Origin of the sequence: Pseudomonas sp. B15(2017), from assembly GCF_002113215.1 — a bacterium.
Classification (GTDB): Bacteria; Pseudomonadota; Gammaproteobacteria; order Pseudomonadales; family Pseudomonadaceae; genus Aquipseudomonas.
In genome coordinates this window covers 21,755-38,813 of sequence record NZ_NEJZ01000003.1, presented here as the reverse complement: position 1 = coordinate 38,813, position 17,059 = coordinate 21,755, and the positions used below count along the sequence as shown (strand labels likewise).

15 protein-coding genes are annotated in these 17,059 nt (G+C 60.5%); 5 read left to right on the top strand and 10 right to left on the bottom strand.

Annotated elements, in window-relative coordinates:
• Positions 1 to 40 precede the first annotated feature (40 nt).
• Complete coding sequence (gene coxB / locus CAF73_RS05665; RefSeq protein ID WP_085696530.1) at positions 41 to 1,168, bottom strand: cytochrome c oxidase subunit II; 1,128 nt, start codon at positions 1,166 to 1,168, stop codon at positions 41 to 43.
• 369 nt (positions 1,169 to 1,537) lie between these two features.
• On the opposite strand from coxB, the gene CAF73_RS05660 reads away from it, so the two are divergent.
• The gene (locus CAF73_RS05660) at positions 1,538 to 2,170 is read left to right on the top strand and encodes a hypothetical protein (RefSeq protein ID WP_007953981.1); all 633 of its coding nucleotides are present in this window, start codon (positions 1,538 to 1,540) and stop codon (positions 2,168 to 2,170) included.
• A gap of 51 nt (positions 2,171 to 2,221) precedes the next feature.
• Here the strand turns inward: CAF73_RS05660 and CAF73_RS05655 are convergent, their stop codons facing one another.
• From CAF73_RS05655 to CAF73_RS05645, 3 genes are all read right to left on the bottom strand, one after another.
• Positions 2,222 to 3,748: a SulP family inorganic anion transporter gene (locus tag CAF73_RS05655; RefSeq protein WP_085702217.1), complete on the bottom strand. Its 1,527-nt coding sequence runs from the start codon at positions 3,746 to 3,748 to the stop codon at positions 2,222 to 2,224.
• A 90-nt stretch (positions 3,749 to 3,838) separates the two neighbouring features.
• Entirely contained in the window at positions 3,839 to 4,570 is a 732-nt protein-coding gene (locus tag CAF73_RS05650; RefSeq protein ID WP_085696528.1) for a carbonic anhydrase, read from the bottom strand.
• 239 nt (positions 4,571 to 4,809) lie between these two features.
• Positions 4,810 to 5,868: a PA0069 family radical SAM protein gene (locus tag CAF73_RS05645; protein ID WP_085702216.1), complete on the bottom strand. Its 1,059-nt coding sequence runs from the start codon at positions 5,866 to 5,868 to the stop codon at positions 4,810 to 4,812.
• A 234-nt stretch (positions 5,869 to 6,102) separates the two neighbouring features.
• On the opposite strand from CAF73_RS05645, the gene CAF73_RS05640 reads away from it, so the two are divergent.
• Positions 6,103 to 6,405, top strand: coding sequence for a hypothetical protein (locus CAF73_RS05640; RefSeq protein ID WP_085702215.1), 303 nt, complete (start codon positions 6,103 to 6,105; stop codon positions 6,403 to 6,405).
• Positions 6,406 to 6,457: 52 nt separating this feature from the next.
• Here the strand turns inward: CAF73_RS05640 and CAF73_RS05635 are convergent, their stop codons facing one another.
• From CAF73_RS05635 to CAF73_RS05625, 3 genes are read right to left on the bottom strand one after another with little or no spacing between them, the layout of a single operon-like run.
• Entirely contained in the window at positions 6,458 to 7,759 is a 1,302-nt protein-coding gene (locus tag CAF73_RS05635; protein ID WP_085702214.1) for a cytochrome c, read from the bottom strand.
• A gap of 12 nt (positions 7,760 to 7,771) precedes the next feature.
• The gene (locus tag CAF73_RS05630) at positions 7,772 to 9,556 is read right to left on the bottom strand and encodes a GMC family oxidoreductase (RefSeq protein ID WP_085696522.1); all 1,785 of its coding nucleotides are present in this window, start codon (positions 9,554 to 9,556) and stop codon (positions 7,772 to 7,774) included.
• Between the two features lie 2 nt (positions 9,557 to 9,558).
• Positions 9,559 to 10,299 (bottom strand): gluconate 2-dehydrogenase subunit 3 family protein, encoded by a 741-nt coding sequence (locus CAF73_RS05625; RefSeq protein ID WP_085702213.1) that lies wholly within the window; start codon positions 10,297 to 10,299, stop codon positions 9,559 to 9,561.
• A gap of 297 nt (positions 10,300 to 10,596) precedes the next feature.
• Between CAF73_RS05625 and CAF73_RS05620 the strand changes: the two genes are divergently transcribed.
• Complete coding sequence (locus CAF73_RS05620) at positions 10,597 to 11,241, top strand: dual specificity protein phosphatase family protein (RefSeq protein ID WP_085702212.1); 645 nt, start codon at positions 10,597 to 10,599, stop codon at positions 11,239 to 11,241.
• Here CAF73_RS05620 and CAF73_RS05615 read toward each other — a convergent pair.
• From CAF73_RS05615 to prlC, 3 genes are all read right to left on the bottom strand, one after another.
• Entirely contained in the window at positions 11,228 to 13,270 is a 2,043-nt protein-coding gene (locus CAF73_RS05615) for a M3 family metallopeptidase (RefSeq protein WP_085702211.1), read from the bottom strand. The two genes, CAF73_RS05620 and CAF73_RS05615, sit on opposite strands and share 14 nt — an antisense overlap.
• Positions 13,271 to 13,382: 112 nt before the next feature.
• Complete coding sequence (locus CAF73_RS05610; protein WP_007953955.1) at positions 13,383 to 13,673, bottom strand: YheV family putative zinc ribbon protein; 291 nt, start codon at positions 13,671 to 13,673, stop codon at positions 13,383 to 13,385.
• On the bottom strand, positions 13,670 to 15,748 hold the full coding sequence (gene prlC / locus CAF73_RS05605) for an oligopeptidase A (protein ID WP_176247709.1): 2,079 nt from the start codon (positions 15,746 to 15,748) through the stop codon (positions 13,670 to 13,672). Before prlC ends, CAF73_RS05610 begins: the two co-directional genes overlap by 4 nt.
• A gap of 62 nt (positions 15,749 to 15,810) precedes the next feature.
• Here prlC and CAF73_RS05600 point away from each other — a divergent pair, with 62 nt between their 5' ends.
• Positions 15,811 to 16,356, top strand: a complete 546-nt coding sequence (locus CAF73_RS05600) for a gamma carbonic anhydrase family protein (protein WP_085696514.1) — start codon at positions 15,811 to 15,813, stop codon at positions 16,354 to 16,356.
• Between the two features lie 28 nt (positions 16,357 to 16,384).
• Complete coding sequence (locus CAF73_RS05595) at positions 16,385 to 17,038, top strand: HAD family hydrolase (RefSeq protein WP_085696512.1); 654 nt, start codon at positions 16,385 to 16,387, stop codon at positions 17,036 to 17,038.
• Positions 17,039 to 17,059 lie beyond the last annotated feature (21 nt).

Here is a 17,059-nt window from a genome sequence, read left to right as displayed (position 1 = left end):
CAGGGCTCCGACCGGTTCACGAAGTTCGCAATAGACCGGCTCATTTGCTTTCCGCCTGTTTCAGCTCCAGCACTTCTTTTGGCGTGACCATGTCGCCCTTGTTGTTGCCCCAGGCGTTACGTTCGTAGGTCACGACCGCTGCGATATCGACTTCCGAGAGTTGCTTGCCGAACGCCGCCATGGCGGTGCCGGGCTTGCCGTGGAAGACAATGCTCAGGTGCGCCTCTTTCGGACCGGTGGCGATTTTCGAGCCCTTGAGCGCAGGGAACATCGGCGGCAGGCCCTGGCCCTCAGCCTGGTGACAGGCGACGCAGGTGGTGTGGTAGATCTTGTCGCCACGTTCCTTGAGCTCGTCGAGGGTCCATTCCTTGCTGGTCAGCTCCTTGAGCTGCATCGCTTCGGCCTTGCGTTCGGCGAGCCATTTGTCGTAATCGGCCTTGTCTTTGACGTCGACCACGATCGGCATGAAGCCGTGATCCTTGCCGCACAGCTCGGCACACTGGCCTCGGTAAATGCCGGGCTTGTCGATGCGGGTCCAGGCTTCGTTGACGAATCCGGGAATCGCATCGCGCTTGACCGCGAAGGCCGGCACCCACCAGGAGTGGATCACGTCAGCGGAGGTCACGAGGAAGCGCACCTTGGCGCCAGTCGGCAGCACCAGCGGCTTGTCGACCTCGAGCAGGTAATGCTCGCCCTTGGCTTCCTTGTTGTGGATCTGTTCGGCGGGCGTGGCCAGGTTGCTGAAGAACTCGACGTCCTGGCCCAGGTATTTGTAGTGCCACTTCCACTGATAGCCGGTGATCTGGATATCGATATCCGGCTCACTGGTGTCGTACATCTTGATCAGGGTCGCGGTCGCCGGAACGGCCATCGCCACCAGGATCAGCAGCGGGACGACGGTCCAGAGAATTTCGACGGTGGTGCTTTCGTGGAATTTTGCGGCGACCTGCCCGGTAGAACGGCGGTGCACCATCATCGACCAGAACATGGCGCCGAAGACGATGATCCCGATTACCACACAGATCCAGAAAATGGTCATGTGCAGGTCGAATACTGCGTGACTGATTTCAGTCGCTCCAGGCGCCATATTCACAGTCCAGGCAGCTTGCGCCGGGCTGAAAATCGACCACAACAGGAGGCCCATCCAGACGTGTGGATGTCGCATCATTGCGGGTTCCCCTTATCGTTCTTGTTATCCCGCCGGCTTTCACCAGAGGCAAGGGAGCGGCTGCATCAGACTACGAACTTGAATCGCCGGGCCTTGCTGCGTGGGCAGTCGGGCGTCATCAGCTAACTCCATTCATTGGCGAGTATAGACAGCCGCTGAAAAATGCAATGTGCGGACGTAAATCGAATGAAACAGCTGGCACTTGCGTTCAAGGGCACGGATGGAGAAGGATGCAGACGAGTGGTGGCAAACCGATATAACGCCGGTGCATCAAGGATGAAATAATTATGACAAATGCGTCTTAGCATTTTTCGTAAGCCAGCTAAGTTATGTCTTCCCTATTTCATTGCCTTGTTTCCTGGAGTTTTCATGAACACCGCCGCATTGCGCGAGCAAATACATATAGCCCGACAACACGAGATTGAAACCGGAAAGCTGACCCGTCAGCTGGAAGCCCAACTGCAACACCTGCACCCGGCCATCCAGTTGCCGGAAACCGACGCCAACGGCGTGCTGACGCGTTTTGTCGCCGCCTACATCGACGAAGTGCCAGACCTGCTGGATGCAGCCAATGAAGTCGCCAGGGAAGCGGGAATCGAGTCGCAGATCAAACCGGTGCTGAAAATCGCCGAACAGTACTTCATCCAGCCGCCCGTGGGCCTGGACAGTCTGCTGGACGAGGCCTATCTGGCACACCGTTTTGTCGAAGAGGTCAACGACCTGTACATCAAGCATTTCGGCCAGCCACTGATCCCATTGGACATGACGGTCGCCAATCTGATTGCTCACCAGTTGATCGGTGAGGAGTTTGCCAACCAACTCGACGAAGTGGTGCATCACGCAGTGGACAGCATGCTCGACGACGACAGCTTTGCGCTGGAGTCGGTGGAAGCCTACCGCGAGAAACTCAGCAGCCCGGACACCGGCGCGGCGTGGAAACGCTGGCCGTGCATGAGCCGCCGTCTGGGCGTGGGCCTGGAGCTGGATCAGCCTGCGGCTTGATCTCTGCGCAAACGATTGGGGGAACAGATTGCTCTGTTCCCCCGAATGTTTTCAGCCCGCCGCACCGATCCCGGTGGTGGTGCGGATCCGTCCCTCAAGCCTGCGTTTCAACCCGCGCGACTCGATCAACAGTTTCGCCCCCTTGGCCGCATTCGCCCGGCCCCACTCTTCGAGCAGTTCCAGACACGAATGGTCGATGTAGCTCAGATTGTTGAGCGGCACATGCACCGTCGTGCCCGGCGGAATGCTGCCCAGCACCTGAGTCAGTGCCGGCACTTTGAGGAACGTTGCCGCGCCCACCAGACGCAACTCCATTTCCCCTTCCTGCGGCAGATCGATCAGGCTGATTTTCAGGCGCGAGGCCTTGAACGCCAGTTTCACCAGGGTCAGGCCGAAACCGATCAGCACGCCGGTCAACAGGTCAGTGAAGATGATCGCCAGCGCCGTGGCGGCGTAGGTAAACATCGGCATCCGGCCATAGCGGCCCAGACCACGGAACGCCTTGAGATCCACCAGTTTGAAGCCGGTGTAGACCAGGACGCCCGCCAGACTCGCCACCGGAATGCTCTGCAACAGGCTCGACAGCAATAGCACAAAGGCCAGCAGCCACAGGCCATGAAAAATCGTCGAGTAACGCGTGGTGGCACCGGCCTGGACGTTGGCCGAACTGCGTACGATCACCCCGGTCATCGGCAGTGCGCCGACCAGACCACAGAGCATATTGCCGACGCCTTGTGCCGACAGTTCACGGTCGAAATCCGAACGCGGGCCGCTGTGCATGCGATCCACTGCGGCGGCGGACAGCAGGGTTTCGGCGCTGGCAATGAAGGCCACGGCGAACGCGGCGATCAGCAGCGTCGGGTCAGCCAGGCTGAGCAGATCCGCCGGTTTCAGCCAGTCGATGGCTTCGGCCAGATTCGCCGGCACTTCAACACGTTTGACCTGCAACGCCAGCAGCAGACTGGCACCTGTCGCCAGGCCGACACCAAGCAACGCCCCTGGAATGAAGCGCAGCGAATGCGGGCGGAATTTCTCCCACAGCCACATCACGGCGATGGTCGACAGCCCGAGCAACCCGGCCTGCCAGCCAACGGACGGCAAGGCCTGCGCCACCGCGCCGGGGAAAGCCGTGAGGTTGTCGAGGCCGGAGGGTTTGGGCGAAGCGTCGAGCATCACATGCACCTGCGAGAGCACGATCAGCACGCCAATCCCGGCAAGCATGCCGTATACCACCGCTGGCGCCGTGACCCGGAACCAGCAACCGAGTTTCAGGCGTCCCGCTACCAGTTGCAGGAAACCGGCGAGCAGCAGGATTGGCCCGAGCATTTCGATGCCGTGCTGGCGCACCAGCTCGAACACCAGCACCGCCAGACCCGCCGCCGGCCCGCTGACCTGCAACGGCGAACCCGCCAGCCAGCCCACCACCAGACCGCCGATGATCCCGGTGATCAGGCCTTTGGCCGGCGGCAGCCCTGACGCAATGGCAATGCCCATGCACAGTGGCAGGGCGACCAGAAACACAACCACTGAAGCGAGCAGCTCCCGTGGCAACACAGCTTTCAATTGAGCCGCACGCATGGCGATACTCCCGAAGTTTTCTTCAGGCGTGGCGATGCCGGGCCGCTGAAACAGCGGCCGGCGTCAAACCACACAGATTTTTAGGAGGATTCAGAAGCGCGCTTTGGGCGTCGCCACCGGGATCGGATGGCTGCCGTCGAGCGGCAGGAAGCAACCCTGATCCGCGTCGTAAGCCTTGATTTCGCTGGTTTCGATGTTGTAGACCCAGCCATGGATGAACAGATGACCGTTCGCCATTCGCGAGGCTACCGAAGGATGGGTACGCAAGTGCTGCAGTTGGGCGATGACGTTCTCCTCGGTGAGGATCGGCATGCTTTCTTTTTCGTCGGTGCAGTTGCAGTTGTCATGCACCATGGTTTTCGCCACTTCGGCGTGGCGCAGCCAGGCTTTGACCGTCGGCATTTTTTCCAGGCTGCCCGGATTGAGCACTGCGCGCATGGCGCCGCAATCGGAGTGGCCGCAAATGATGATGTGCTGCACGCCAAGGGCCAGTACCGCGTATTCGATGGCGGTGGAAACGCCGCCGTTCATCTGGCCGTAGGGTGGCACGACGTTGCCGACGTTACGGGTCACGAACAGATCGCCGGGCGAACTCTGGGTGATCAGTTCGGGCACGATGCGCGAGTCCGCGCAGGTGATGAACATCGCCCTTGGCGACTGGGCCGTGGCGAGTTTCTTGAAGAGTTCTTCCTGCTGCGGGAAGACCTCATGATGAAAATGCAAAAAACCGTCAACGATATGCTTCAACGCTGCATCGGCGGATTCCGCCACGGAGGCGGCTGGCGCCGACGCAGCCAACGGCTGATTATCCTTGTCACTCATGATTCATCCTCATTGGCGGATTCGGGGAGTCGTTCCCGTGTATTCCGGTGTGAAGCCAGTGGCTGTTCAGAACATCCGGGCCATCCCGACCCATCAGTCACTCGATGAACAAGGTAACCGCCGAAACTTAACTCAAACTGAATGAAGCGCTCTAGAACGTGTGTTCCAGGTCACAAAAAACGTGACTGACGTAAACCGGGCCTGGCATTCCTTCCTCTCAATCAGAGGGCCAATAATTTCTAAATCAGCGCCATCTGGCGCCCCGGCGGACAGAAGGCCGTGCAATCGAGGTTGAAGCCTTCGCGATGATTGAGCCCAAGGCGTTTCAATGCTTTGGCGAAACGCTGGGCGAGCAGGTCGGCAAACGGCCCTTCACCGCGCATCCTGGCGCCGAAACGGCTGTCGTACAGCTCGCCGCCACGGCTCTGGCGAATCAGGCTCAGTACATGGGCCGCGCGCTGCGGGTAGTGAGCCTCAAGCCACTCCTCGAACAGCGGCGCCACTTCCAGCGGCAGCCGCAGCATCATGTAGGCTGCGCTTTGGGCGCCGGCGGCATGGGCTTCGGTCAGCAGGCTTTCGATTTCGCTGTCGTTGATCATCGGAATCATCGGTGAACACAGCACACCCACCGCAATCCCTGCCTCGCGCATGACCCGGATCGCCCGCAGCCGGGCCTTGGGCGCGGCGGCGCGGGGTTCGAGGATGCGTTTGAGTTCATCGTCCAGGGTCGTGAGGCTGATCATCACTGCCACCAACCGCTGTTGCGCCAGTTCGGTGAGCAGGTCGAGATCGCGCAGGATCAGCGAACCCTTGGTGACGATGGTCACCGGATGCCGGTAGCGCAGCAGTACTTCGAGGGTCTGGCGGGTGATCCGGTGTTCACGTTCGATCGGCTGATAGGGATCGGTGTTGGAACCAAGGTTGATCGGCGCACATTGGTAGCCTTTTTTCCCCAGCTGTTCTTCCAGCACCTGGGCGGCGTTGGTCTTGGCGATCAGCTTCGTTTCGAAATCCAGCCCCGGCGACATGTCCCAATAGGCGTGGCTGGGCCGTGCGTAGCAATAAATGCAGCCATGCTCGCAACCGCGATAGGGATTGATCGAACGGTCGAAGGGCAGGTCCGGCGAGGTGTTGCGGGTGATGATGGTCTTCGCGGTTTCAAAACTGACTTCGGTGCCCTGGGTCACGGGTACTTCCTGATACCAGCCGTCATCCTCGGCCACCGAACGACTCGGCGCAAAGCGGTTGTGCGGGTTGGTGGCGGTGCCGCGACCGCGCGGGGGCAAGGGGGTGGTCATGACGGGTTTCCTTGATCTGTATATGCATACAGTATCCGTCGAAGGCCGGATGATCCACTACCGTTCGGCGTCGATTGATAATTGACAGGGTTAGTTACTTACCTATTTAAATAACGAACTTTATTCGAGTGCAAATTAAAGAAACACAAGTTGGCTGGTGGTTTGTTGTTGATATCCCTAGCATCCACTTCGCTTTACAACACTTGATCAAATGAAAGACAAAGGGATTTGATAATGTCGTTTTTTAATTCTCGTGGAATTTTTCTGCAAATGATGCAACCCGGTCCTTCGGAGCCCAATACACTGGTTTCCATGCAACTGGCGCGCAAGGAACTGGGCTGGGATGCCGAGGCTCGCCAGCAGACTGAAATGCTGGTGGACCCGATTTTTGTTACCGCTACGTCCAGCGACGGCGGGCGTACCTTCAGTCTTGACCGTTTGAATCACGATGTGGATCGGGATGGAGAAGTGGGTGAGCAGGATCGAGCCAAACTGATTGCCCTGGCTAAAGCCTACGTCAGCATTACCAATCCGTAACAGCGGTTGAATATATAACCCCTGCATGTTTATTCATGCAGGGGTTGTTTTTTTAGTTATGACTGGTGACTTGTCCAAGATCGCCGGTTGATGTGGTGGTCATGTCGTCCGTGCGTAACTTTGCAACATCTTTGGCTGTAATGGCCGATGCCTTGTTACCCCAACTTCCACGAATAAAGCTCACCACATCCGCCACTTCCTGATCCGACAGGCGCCAGGCGAAGCCAGGCATGGTGAAGGTGGACGGCGCCGTGTGCGTTGCCGGCAGGGTACCGCCCTTGAGCACGATGTGGATCAGCGACGTCGGGTCATCCGATTGCAGCACCGGGTTGCCCGCCAGCGCCGGGAACACCCGGGTGTAGCCGTGGCCGTCAGTACGGTGGCATGCCGCGCAGTTATCGATGTACACCGACGCGCCACGTTGGCTGTCATCCCCGTTCCACAAGGCCTTGGCAGCTTTCTCGTCGTACTGGTGCGGCTGGTCGGCAGGGTCATTGGCCGGCAGCGATTTCAGGTAACGGGCAATCGCGGTCAGGTCGGCGTCGCTCATGTACTGCATGCTGTGGGTGACCACGTCGCTCATGCCGCCGAACACCGCGCTGCGGTCGCTGCGACCGGTCTTGAGGAACTGCACCAGTTGCTCTTCGCTCCAGCTGCCGAGACCGTCCTTGTGGTCGCCGCGCAGGCTCTTGGCGATCCAGCCTTCCAGCGGCGCACTGCCTGACAGAAAACTGTTGCCTTCGGCCGCGCTCAGGGATTTTTCCTGCATGGTCAGGGCTCGTGGCGTATGGCAGGCGCCGCAATGTCCGAGGCCTTCCACCAGATACGCCCCACGGCTGACCACGGCATCGTCGGACGCGGCTTTGTAATCCTCGACTTTCGGCGCGAACAGCCAGCGCCAGCCCGTCAGCGGCCAGCGCATGCTCAGTGGCCACGGAATATCGCTGGCTTTGTTTTCCTGTGCCACTGGGGCAACGCCGTGCATGAAGTAGGCGTAGAGCGCCTGCATATCGGTTTCGCTGACGCGGGCGTAGGACGGGTACGGCATCGCCGGGTACAAGGTACTGCCGTTTTTGGCCACGCCATGCCGCACGGCCTGGTCGAAGTCCTCGAAGCTGTAGTCACCGACGCCGGTTTTGTCCGGGGTGATGTTGGTCGAGTAGATTGTGCCGATCGGGGTTTCCATCGGCAGGCCACCGGCGAACGGCTTGCCGTCCTTGGCCGTGTGGCAGGCCACACAGTCGCCGGCGCGGGCGAGGTATTCGCCTTGTTTGATCAGGGATTGATCAACTTCTGCGCCATGAACGGCCGTGCTGCCGAGCAGGGCCAGGGTCGCGATAACGAGAGTTTTCATGGTCATCGCTCCTTAAGCCTGAACCAGCGGGCCGGGGTTTTTCAGGTATTGCTCGCGAATCGCTTTCGCCGACCAGTAGGTCAGCGCGGCGACCAGGCCGGTCGGGTTGTAACCCAGGCCTTGCGGGAACGCCGAGGCGCCCGGAACGAACACGTTGTGCACGTCCCAGCTTTGCAGATAGCGATTGAGCGCGCTGGTCTTCGGATCGGTGCCCATGATCGCGCCACCGTTGAGGTGGGTGGTCTGGTACGACGCAGTGTTGAAGTGGTCGCCGACCTTCTTGCCGATCACGGCGATGGCCTTCGGGCCCATGGCCTCGGCGATCTTGCCCATTTTCTCGACCATGAAGCGGTTCATCTTGATGTCGTTTTCCTGCCAGTCGAACGTCATCCGCAGCAGCGGCATGCCGTAGGCATCGCGGTACACCGGATCCAGATCGAGGTAGTTGCCACGGTAGGATTGATGCGCACCGTGGGCGTCCATCGACACCTGGTGGGTGTAGTAATCGGCGGTCGCGCGTTTCCACGCGCTGCCCCAGGCCGGCGTGCCCGGCGGGTTGGAGGTGCCGGCGATCGGTCGGCTGCCGGCCTGGTTGACCCACATCGGCGAGCCACCGACGAAACCATGTGGTCCGTGATCGAAGTTGTCGGCGTTGAAGTCATCCACCGCCACACCGTTGCCGCCGGCACCGATGAAGTTGTTGGTGTGGGTGTCCTTGTCGAAGAACGCCTTGATGGTGGCCATGTTCTGGTAAGCGAAGTTGCGCCCGACTACGCCTTCACCGCTGACCGGGTCGTACGGTTTGCCGATGCCGGAGAGCAGCATCAGGCGCACGTTGTGCAACTGGAACGCGCCGAGGATTACCAGATCGGCCGGTTGCTCGATCTCGCGGCCCTGGCCGTCGATGTAGGTGACGCCGGTGGCTTTGGTTTTCGTGCTGTCGAGGTTGACCCGCAGAACGTGGGCATTGGGCCGCAGTTCGAAGTTCGGCAGCGGCTTCAGCGCCGGCAGAATATTCACGTTCGGCGACGCTTTGGAGTACATGTAGCAGACGTAACCGCTGCAGAAACCGCAGAAGTTACACGGACCCATTTGTGCGCCGTAAGGATTGGTGTACGGACCCGACGTATTGGCGGAAGGCAGGTTGTAGGGTTTGTAACCCACCTCCGTAGCCGCTTTGCCGAACAGCTGTGCGGAAACCGTGTTCTTCTGCGCTTCCAGCGGAAACGGGTTCGAACGATCCGGGGCGTACGGGTTGCCGCCCTTGCCTTGACCGACCAACTGGCCTTTGACGGTCCAGGCCTGGCCGGAGGTGCCGAAGACTTTTTCGGCGAAGTCGAAGAACGGCTCCAGCTCTTCATAGCTGACACCGAAGTCCTGGATGGTCATGTCCTTGGGGATGAAGCTTTTGCCGTAGCGCTCTTCGTAGTGGCTGCGCATGCGCAGCTCGATCGGGTCGACGCGAAAGTGCACGCCCGACCAGTGCAGCCCGGCGCCGCCCACGCCATTGCCCGGCAGGAACGCGCCCAACTGGCGGTTCGGCAGGGCGATGTCGTTGACGCTGTGGCGGATGGTGACGGTTTCCTTGGAGATGTCCTGAAAGAGTTTTTTGCGCACGCTGTAGGTGAGTTCGTCGATCACCTGGGGATAGTTGCCGTCCGGGTAGGTGTCCTGCATCGGCCCGCGTTCCAGCGCCAGCACGTTGAGGCCTGCCTCGGTCAGCTCCTTGGCCATGATCGCGCCTGTCCAGCCGAAACCGACGATCACTGCGTCGACCTTCTTCATTACCGTTGCCATGCTCACGCCCTCTCGCCGCGAATCGAAACTGCCGGGAAGGGGTACTGCTCGTTGCGTTCCACCCAATCCATGAAATCGGCGCGGGCGCCGGGGAAGCCGATCATGGTCCAGCCGACCATGCCTTTATTGCCGCCGTGGATCGGGTCGCAGAAGAACCCTTCCTTGGTGTTTTGCAGCAAAAGGCTGAAGAAAATCTTCGCCGGAACAGCGTCGAATTGCGGTTTTCCAGCTTCAAGCTGCTTGAGCATATCGTCTCGGGTAGCGCTGTCTTGCTCGGCAAATGTTTTACCGTTGATGGATTTTGCCCACTGATCCGTGGCGGCGATGCCAAGGCGATAGATCTCTTTCGGCACCAGTTTGCTCTGCCAGCCCATCTCCGGCGCAGCGTCGGCATTGAACGGGCCCTGCATGTACCAAAGGGCACCGGCGGCGTACGGCGTGTTCATCTGACGGTCGATGTATTCCGGCACGCCGGCTTCGAGTGCACCCGGACCCTGCGCATCGTTGGGGATCAATTGCGCGACAGCGGCATTGATGAACGCCCACTCTTCGGCAGTGAAGTAGCTCGGCTGATAAGGGCTGGCTTCAACGGCGGCCGCTTTTGCCGGGGCAGGCGCGCTTTCAGGCGCGGCTTGCAGCACCGTGCTGCCCAGACCGCTGCCGGCGAGGGTGACGACCGGAATCAGGGTCAGGGATTTGCGCAAAAAGTCACGCCGCGGGTTGTCTCGATCTTCATCAGACATGGGGGATGCACCTCATCAGGCATTGATGGTTGTCAGCCGTTTCTGCGAACGACTCAAGAATTTTCTGGCTGCGACGTGGCCGGAATGACAGGGAAAGAGGGGACGCGTCTGCAACATCATGTGACAAATGGTAGCAGGCTAAGCAACGAGATGAACCGATCAAGCCAAAAAAGAGCGCATTTCGACCAGGGAACCCGGTGTCTTCACGATTCTTTTACAAGCGCCTCACAGGGATTTGACTGCGTGGCTCGCAAGCTGAGGCCCTCTCTGACGAAACCCACACGGTCGCCGCAAAGCATGTTCCTGACGCGTTATTCCTCCGCATTTTGTTTGTCGCTCCTTGCGCTGTTCAGCTGGATTCCTGCTCAGGCTGCGCAAACCCCGGCTTCTCGTCCCGTCGAATGGGCGCAGCCGGTAGAAGTGCAATACAACCTGTTCCAGATGTCGCCCACGCTGTACCGCAGTGCGCTTCCCGACGACGGCGCGGTACCGTTGCTGAACAAGCTGAAGGTGGCCACGGTCATCAACTTCCTGCCGGAAGCGGATTCCAACTGGCTCAAGGCTCCCGGTATCCATCAGGTGCAATTGCCCTATCGCACCAATCACGTGGACGACAGTGATGTGCTCAAGACTCTGCGTGCAATCCAGTCCGCCGAAGCCGACGGCCCGGTGTTGATGCACTGCAAGCACGGCTCCGATCGCACCGGCCTGATGGCGGCGATGTACCGGATCGTCGTGCAGGGCTGGAGCAAGGAAGACGCCCTGAACGAAATGACCCAGGGCGGTTTCGGCGAAAGCGGCCATTTCAAGGACGGCGTGCGCTACGTGATGCAGGCCGATGTCGACAAATTGCGCACTGCGCTGGCCAATGGTGATTGCAGCACCAGCGCGTTTGCCACGTGCTCGATGAAGAGCTGGTTTCAGACGGTCAATCTGAAGTAACTCGCCCGGCTTCTCCGTCAACGAGGCCGGTAACTTGCCGGCCGATGAACGTTTCCACCGCGTCCAGTAACGGGCGCCCCGCACCCGGCGAAAAGAACATTGCACGAAACTCTCGACCGGTTTGCGCGTTGAACACCCAGTCGCGGCTGAAGCGCTTGAACGCTTCCTTGGCCAGTACGTCCGACCAGATGTAGGCGTAAACCGAAGCGTCGTACTGGGTCACCATGTAATCGAATCCATTGGCGAACCGGTGATCGTCCGGCAGTCGCAGATGGCCGAGGCGGCGTTGCGCTTCAGTGCACACCTCCTCGGTCGAGCGGCCGTCGCCGTGGGTCAGGTGCAGCTCGAAATCGATCATCGCCCCCATCAGCAATAAGGCCCGTTGCCGGCTGGAATGGGCCTGACTGGCTGACAGTGCCGCGTCGACCCGCGCGGCGCTCAAGCGCTCGCCGGTCTGAAAGTGCGCGCCGAGCCACAGCACAAACTCTCGCGATAGACACCATTGCTCGAACAGTTTCCCGGAAAACTCCGCCGCTTCATGGCCCAGTTGCAGGATGCCGGACAGGCTGTGATGGGGCGAGCGCGTCAGCACGTGCTGGAGGCAGTGGCCAAACTCATGAAACAGCACCTGCAGATCGTCGATTTCGAGCCGGCATGGATGGGAGGCGGTGGCCGGTGTGAAATTGCTGTAGAGCAGGGCAATCGGTAGCGCCGGACGGCCTTCGGCGTTGATCCGACGATTGCGCAATGTGGAGGTGCCGGGGAAGTCCACCGCGTTTTCGCGATGAAACGGATCGAGGTAGATGTAGCCGACCACTTGCTCATGCTCGCTGACTTCCAGCAGACGGACATTGGCATGCCAGCGCCCGCCGCCGGACTGTTCGACGATGCGGATCCCGAACATCCGCTCGCAGAACAGAAAAAGCCTGCGCAGGGTGCCCTCGAGCGGAAAGTAATCACGCAGGTTTTCCAGTGCGCCGGGAAACTGCTGCTGGCGCCATTGTTCGGCGAGGAAATCTTCATCCCACGGCTGGACCCGGTCGATCCCGCGTTGCTGCGCAAAGGCTGCCAGTTGTTCTGCATCCTGCGCGAGAGTCGGTACCAGATGCATCGCCTGACGCTGGAGAAAATCACTGACCCACGCCGTGGTCCCGGCGCTGTTATTTGCCAGGCTCAATTGCGCGGCGTTTTCATGGCCGAGCAAACGGGCTTTCTGCTGGCGCAAGGCGAGCAGCCCCGCGAGCACCGGGCCGTTATCGAAGCGTCCGGCCAGCGGGCCCCGATCAGAGGCACGGGTCATGTAGGCAACGTAGCATTCCTGTCGCAACGCGCGGTTCTCGGCGTACTTGAGGATGTGCTGGCAGGTGTTCTGGTCCAGTCGGATCAGCCAGCCGTCATGGCCGGCCTGGCGTGCGGTGAGAGCCAGACGATCCTTCATCGCCTGCGACAGGCCCGCGAGCAGCGCAATATCGTCGATACGTTTGCTCCACGCCTCGGCCCAGCATTCGAGGTTTTCCAGAAACGCGAACTCCAACCCGCCGATCTCGAGGTTCAACCGCGCCAGTTCCTGTTGCTGTTGAGTCGCAAGCTCAATGCCCGACTGCTTGAATCGGCGCACAATCCCCGCCAGAACGATAGTGCGCGATTCATCGAAACTCCCGGCGATCGAACTTTGCGCCAGACGCTGATAGGTCTCGTACAACGGGCGATTGAGGGCATTTTCAGCATGGTACTGATTGATCGCCAGATATGCCTTGGCGCTTTCTACAAGCCAGACTGCATCGTCGGACCTGGCTATCGACAACGTTTCGAGAATCGAGCGGACTTCATCGAGGCGGGCATCGGCCTCATCGATACTCACTACCAGATCGTCCCAGCCGGGGTGTTCGGCCTGGCTGGCGATAACCTGGGCGATGATTTGTCGATTGTCGGCAATGATGCGGTTGACGGCCGGCAGCAGGTGCTCGGCGCGAATCGCTGGCCAGGGTGGCAGGATCCAGTGTTGCAGGAGGGGATTGGTATCGGGCATGGCAGCTTCCTTCGAGGCGTGGCGCAAAAGGCCAGCCTACGAAGCAAGTGCGGGGGACAGGTGTTAAGCCAATACCACCTTCCACCGGTATTCGGCAGAAGGTGGTTCTGGATCAGTGTTGCTCGTCGGGCTTTTTCTTCAGTTTCGGGTTCGGGAAGAACTGCACCGCCTGAACCGTCTTGTCCGGGGCAGGCTTGAGCGCGCTGGTGTTGACCCGCGTACCCAGTTCCTTCGGAACCGACAACCCTTGGGCATTGAGCGTATCGCTGTAGCCGCACGCCACGCATTCGCGGTGCGGGACATCGTCCTCGCTCCACATCATCAGTTTGTCCGGCTCGCTGCACGCCGGGCAGACCGCCCCGGCGATAAAGCGTTTTTTGGTCTTCACGGGCGCCTCACTCATGCTGCCGCGTCCTCACTCAGGCCGCTGTGGCGCAAGAGTGCGTCAATCGACGGCTCACGGCCACGGAAGTCGACGAACAGCACCATCGGCTCCTGCGAACCACCGCGGGCCAGAATCGCTTCGCGGAAGGCGCGACCGGTGTCGGCGTTGAGCACGCCGTCCTCTTCGAACCTGGAGAAGGCATCCGCCGACAGCACTTCCGCCCATTTGTAGCTGTAGTAACCCGCCGCATAACCGCCGGCGAAGATGTGCGCGAAGCTGTTCGGGAAGCGGTTATAGGCCGGAGGGCGCATCACCGAGACTTCGTTGCGCACGCTTTCCAGAACCTGCGCAACGCTGCGACCGTCACCGTGGGTGGCGTGCAGTTCGAAGTCGAACAGCGAGAACTCCAGCTGACGCACCATCATCAGGCCGGACTGGAAGTTCTTGGCCGCGAGCATTTTTTCCAGCAGATCCTGTGGCAGCGGCTCGCCGGTTTCGTAGTGGCCGGAAATCAGCGCCAGACCTTCCGGCTCCCAGCACCAGTTTTCCATGAACTGGCTCGGCAGCTCGACCGCGTCCCACGCCACACCGTTGATGCCGGATACACCGGCATGTTCGACGCGGGTCAGCAGGTGATGCAGGCCATGGCCGAATTCGTGGAACAGGGTGGTGACTTCATCGTGGGTCAGCAGCGCAGGTTTGCCGCTGTCGGCCGGGGTGAAGTTGCACACCAGGTTGGCCACCGGGCTTTGCAGCACGCCGTCAATGGTGCGGCGACGGTCGCGGGCGCCGTCCATCCAGGCACCGCCGCGCTTGTTGGCGCGGGCGTAGAGGTCGAAGAAGAAGCGGCCGACGTGCTGGCCGTTTTCCTTGATTTCGAACAGGCGCACGTCCGGATGCCAGGTGTCGAAGCCTTTCAGTTCGGCGATTTCGATGCCGTACAGACGCTGGACGATGGCGAACAGTCCGCCCAATACCCTGTCGATCGGGAAGTAGGCGCGCAAGGTTTCCTGGGCGACGCTGTAGCGTTGTTCACGGAGTTTTTCGCCATAGAAACCGCTGTCCCAGCTTTGCAGATCGGCACAGCCCTGCTCGGCGGCGTAAGCCTTGAGCTGTTGCAGATCCTGGGCGGCAAACGGTTTGCTGCGCTTGGCCAGGTCGCGCAGGAAGCTCAGCACCTGATCGCTGGATTCGGCCATTTTGGTGGCCAGGCTCAGCTCGGAGAAACTGGAGAAACCGAGCAGTTTGGCCAGCTCCTGACGCAGGTCGAGGATTTCGTCCATCACCGGGCCGTTGTCGTTCTGGCCGGCATTCGGACCTTGATCCGACGCACGGGTGCAGTAGGCGGCGTAGACTTCTTCACGCAGCGCGCGGTCCTGGGCGTAGGTCATCACCGCGTAGTAGCTCGGGAATTCCAGGGTGATCAGCCAGCCATCGAGACCTTTGGCCTGTGCGGCGGCAGCCATTTGCGCCTTGGCCGAGTCGGTCAGGCCGGCGAGGGCGGCTTCGTCGGTCAGGTGCTTGGTCCAGGCCTGAGTGGCGTCGAGCAACTGGTTGGAAAAGCGGCTGCCCAGCTCGGACAGCTTGCTCTGCACTTCGGCGTAACGCTTCTGTTCGGCTTCCGGCAGATCGATACCCGACAGGCGGAAATCGCGCAGGGCGTGTTCCAGGATAGTTTTCTGCGCCACGTCAAAACCGGCGGCTTCCGGACTGTTGGCCAGGGCTTCATAGGCCTGGAACAGCTCGCGGTTCTGGCCCATCTCGGTGGAATAGGCGCTCAATGCCGGCAGGCAAGCCTCGTAGGCTTCACGCAGTTCGGCGCTGTTGCACACGGCATTGAGGTGGCTGACCGGGCTCCAGGCAGCGCCCAGGCGATCATTGAGCTCGTCCATCGCCAGCACCAGCCCGGCCCAGGTCGGGTTCCGGCCCTGGGTCTTGAGGATTTCGGCGATGGCGGCGCGGTTGTCGGCCAGGATGGTTTCGATGGCCGGCTGCACGTGTTCGGCACGGATCGCGGAGAACGGCGGCAGGTCGTAGGACTGCAGAAGAGGGTTGTTCACGCTCACGGTTGGCACCTTGGCTGGAAGAAACATGCGCCCATCTTAATTACAATCGACACCCACCGCAGCTATCGGCGACAGAGAGAGAACCAATCGTGTCCCTTCGCAAGTACCAGAATCACACCCCACGCTTGAGCACAGGCGCTTTTGTCGACGGCTCGGCGGTGGTGATCGGCGACGTCGAAATCGGCGAAGACAGCTCCGTTTGGCCGCTGACCGTGATCCGCGGCGACATGCACCGCATCCGCATCGGCGCACGCACCAGCGTGCAGGATGGCTGCGTGTTGCACATCACCCACGCCGGCCCGTTCAACCCGGATGGCTTCCCGCTGCTGATCGGCGATGACGTGACCATCGCCCACAAGGTCATGCTCCACGGTTGCACCGTCGGCAGCCGCGTGTTGATCGGCATGGGCAGCATTGTCATGGACGGCGCGGTGGTCGAGGACGACGTGATCATCGGCGCCGGCAGCCTGGTGCCACCTGGCAAGCGTCTGGAAAGCGGTTTTCTGTACGTGGGCAGCCCGGTGAAACAGGTTCGCCCGCTGACCGACAAGGAAAACGCCTTTTTTACCTACAGCGCGGCGAACTACGTGAAGCTCAAGGATCTGCATCTGGCCGAAGGCTACGACCAGCTCTGACTTTTCTCTCTATTGCCCGGGATTTTTCATGCATTACCAGACCGTACTGTTCGACCTCGATGGCACTCTCACCGACCCGCGTGAAGGCATCACCCGCTCCATCCAGTTCGCCTTGAGCAACCTCGGCATCGATGAGCCGGACCTGAGCAAACTGGAACACTTCATCGGCCCGCCGCTGTTGCAGGCGTTCATGCAGTTTTATGGTTTCGACGAAGCCAAGGCGTGGGAGGCGGTGAATTTCTATCGCGAGCGCTTCAAGGTCACCGGCCTGTACGAGAACCGGGTGTTCGAAGGCGTCACGCCGTTGCTGGAAACCCTGAGCGGCCAGGGCCGGCAGCTGTATATCGCGACGTCGAAGCCGTGGGTGTTCGCCCGGGAAATCGCCCGGCACTTCGATTTCGCCAAACACTTCAAAGTGATCTACGGCAGCGAACTCGACGGCACCCGCACCAACAAGGTCGAGTTGATTGCCCACCTGATCGCCGAGGAAGGGCTGGATCCGGCCAATACATTGATGATCGGTGACCGCAAGCACGACCTGATCGGTGCTCGCAGTAACGGGTTGGATGCGGCGGCCGTGGGTTACGGTTTTGGCAGCCATGAGGAGCTGAGTGCCGAAGCGCCGGCTTATCACTTCGAGACGCTGGCGGAGCTGCATCAGGCGTTTTTGCAGCGCCAGTGATATCGCCTTCGCGGGCAAGCC

What these genes read in the sequence shown, in the direction of transcription:
- coxB (WP_085696530.1), bottom strand. Translation starts at nt 1,168, where the DNA reads ATGATGCGACATCCACACGTCTGGATGGGCCTCCTGTTGTGGTCGATT.
- CAF73_RS05660 (WP_007953981.1), top strand. Translation starts at nt 1,538, where the DNA reads ATGAACACCGCCGCATTGCGCGAGCAAATACATATAGCCCGACAACAC.
- CAF73_RS05655 (WP_085702217.1), bottom strand. Translation starts at nt 3,748, where the DNA reads ATGCGTGCGGCTCAATTGAAAGCTGTGTTGCCACGGGAGCTGCTCGCT.
- CAF73_RS05650 (WP_085696528.1), bottom strand. Translation starts at nt 4,570, where the DNA reads ATGAGTGACAAGGATAATCAGCCGTTGGCTGCGTCGGCGCCAGCCGCC.
- CAF73_RS05645 (WP_085702216.1), bottom strand. Translation starts at nt 5,868, where the DNA reads ATGACCACCCCCTTGCCCCCGCGCGGTCGCGGCACCGCCACCAACCCG.
- CAF73_RS05640 (WP_085702215.1), top strand. Translation starts at nt 6,103, where the DNA reads ATGTCGTTTTTTAATTCTCGTGGAATTTTTCTGCAAATGATGCAACCC.
- CAF73_RS05635 (WP_085702214.1), bottom strand. Translation starts at nt 7,759, where the DNA reads ATGAAAACTCTCGTTATCGCGACCCTGGCCCTGCTCGGCAGCACGGCC.
- CAF73_RS05630 (WP_085696522.1), bottom strand. Translation starts at nt 9,556, where the DNA reads ATGGCAACGGTAATGAAGAAGGTCGACGCAGTGATCGTCGGTTTCGGC.
- CAF73_RS05625 (WP_085702213.1), bottom strand. Translation starts at nt 10,299, where the DNA reads ATGTCTGATGAAGATCGAGACAACCCGCGGCGTGACTTTTTGCGCAAA.
- CAF73_RS05620 (WP_085702212.1), top strand. Translation starts at nt 10,597, where the DNA reads ATGTTCCTGACGCGTTATTCCTCCGCATTTTGTTTGTCGCTCCTTGCG.
- CAF73_RS05615 (WP_085702211.1), bottom strand. Translation starts at nt 13,270, where the DNA reads ATGCCCGATACCAATCCCCTCCTGCAACACTGGATCCTGCCACCCTGG.
- CAF73_RS05610 (WP_007953955.1), bottom strand. Translation starts at nt 13,673, where the DNA reads ATGAGTGAGGCGCCCGTGAAGACCAAAAAACGCTTTATCGCCGGGGCG.
- prlC (WP_176247709.1), bottom strand. Translation starts at nt 15,748, where the DNA reads ATGTTTCTTCCAGCCAAGGTGCCAACCGTGAGCGTGAACAACCCTCTT.
- CAF73_RS05595 (WP_085696512.1), top strand. Translation starts at nt 16,385, where the DNA reads ATGCATTACCAGACCGTACTGTTCGACCTCGATGGCACTCTCACCGAC.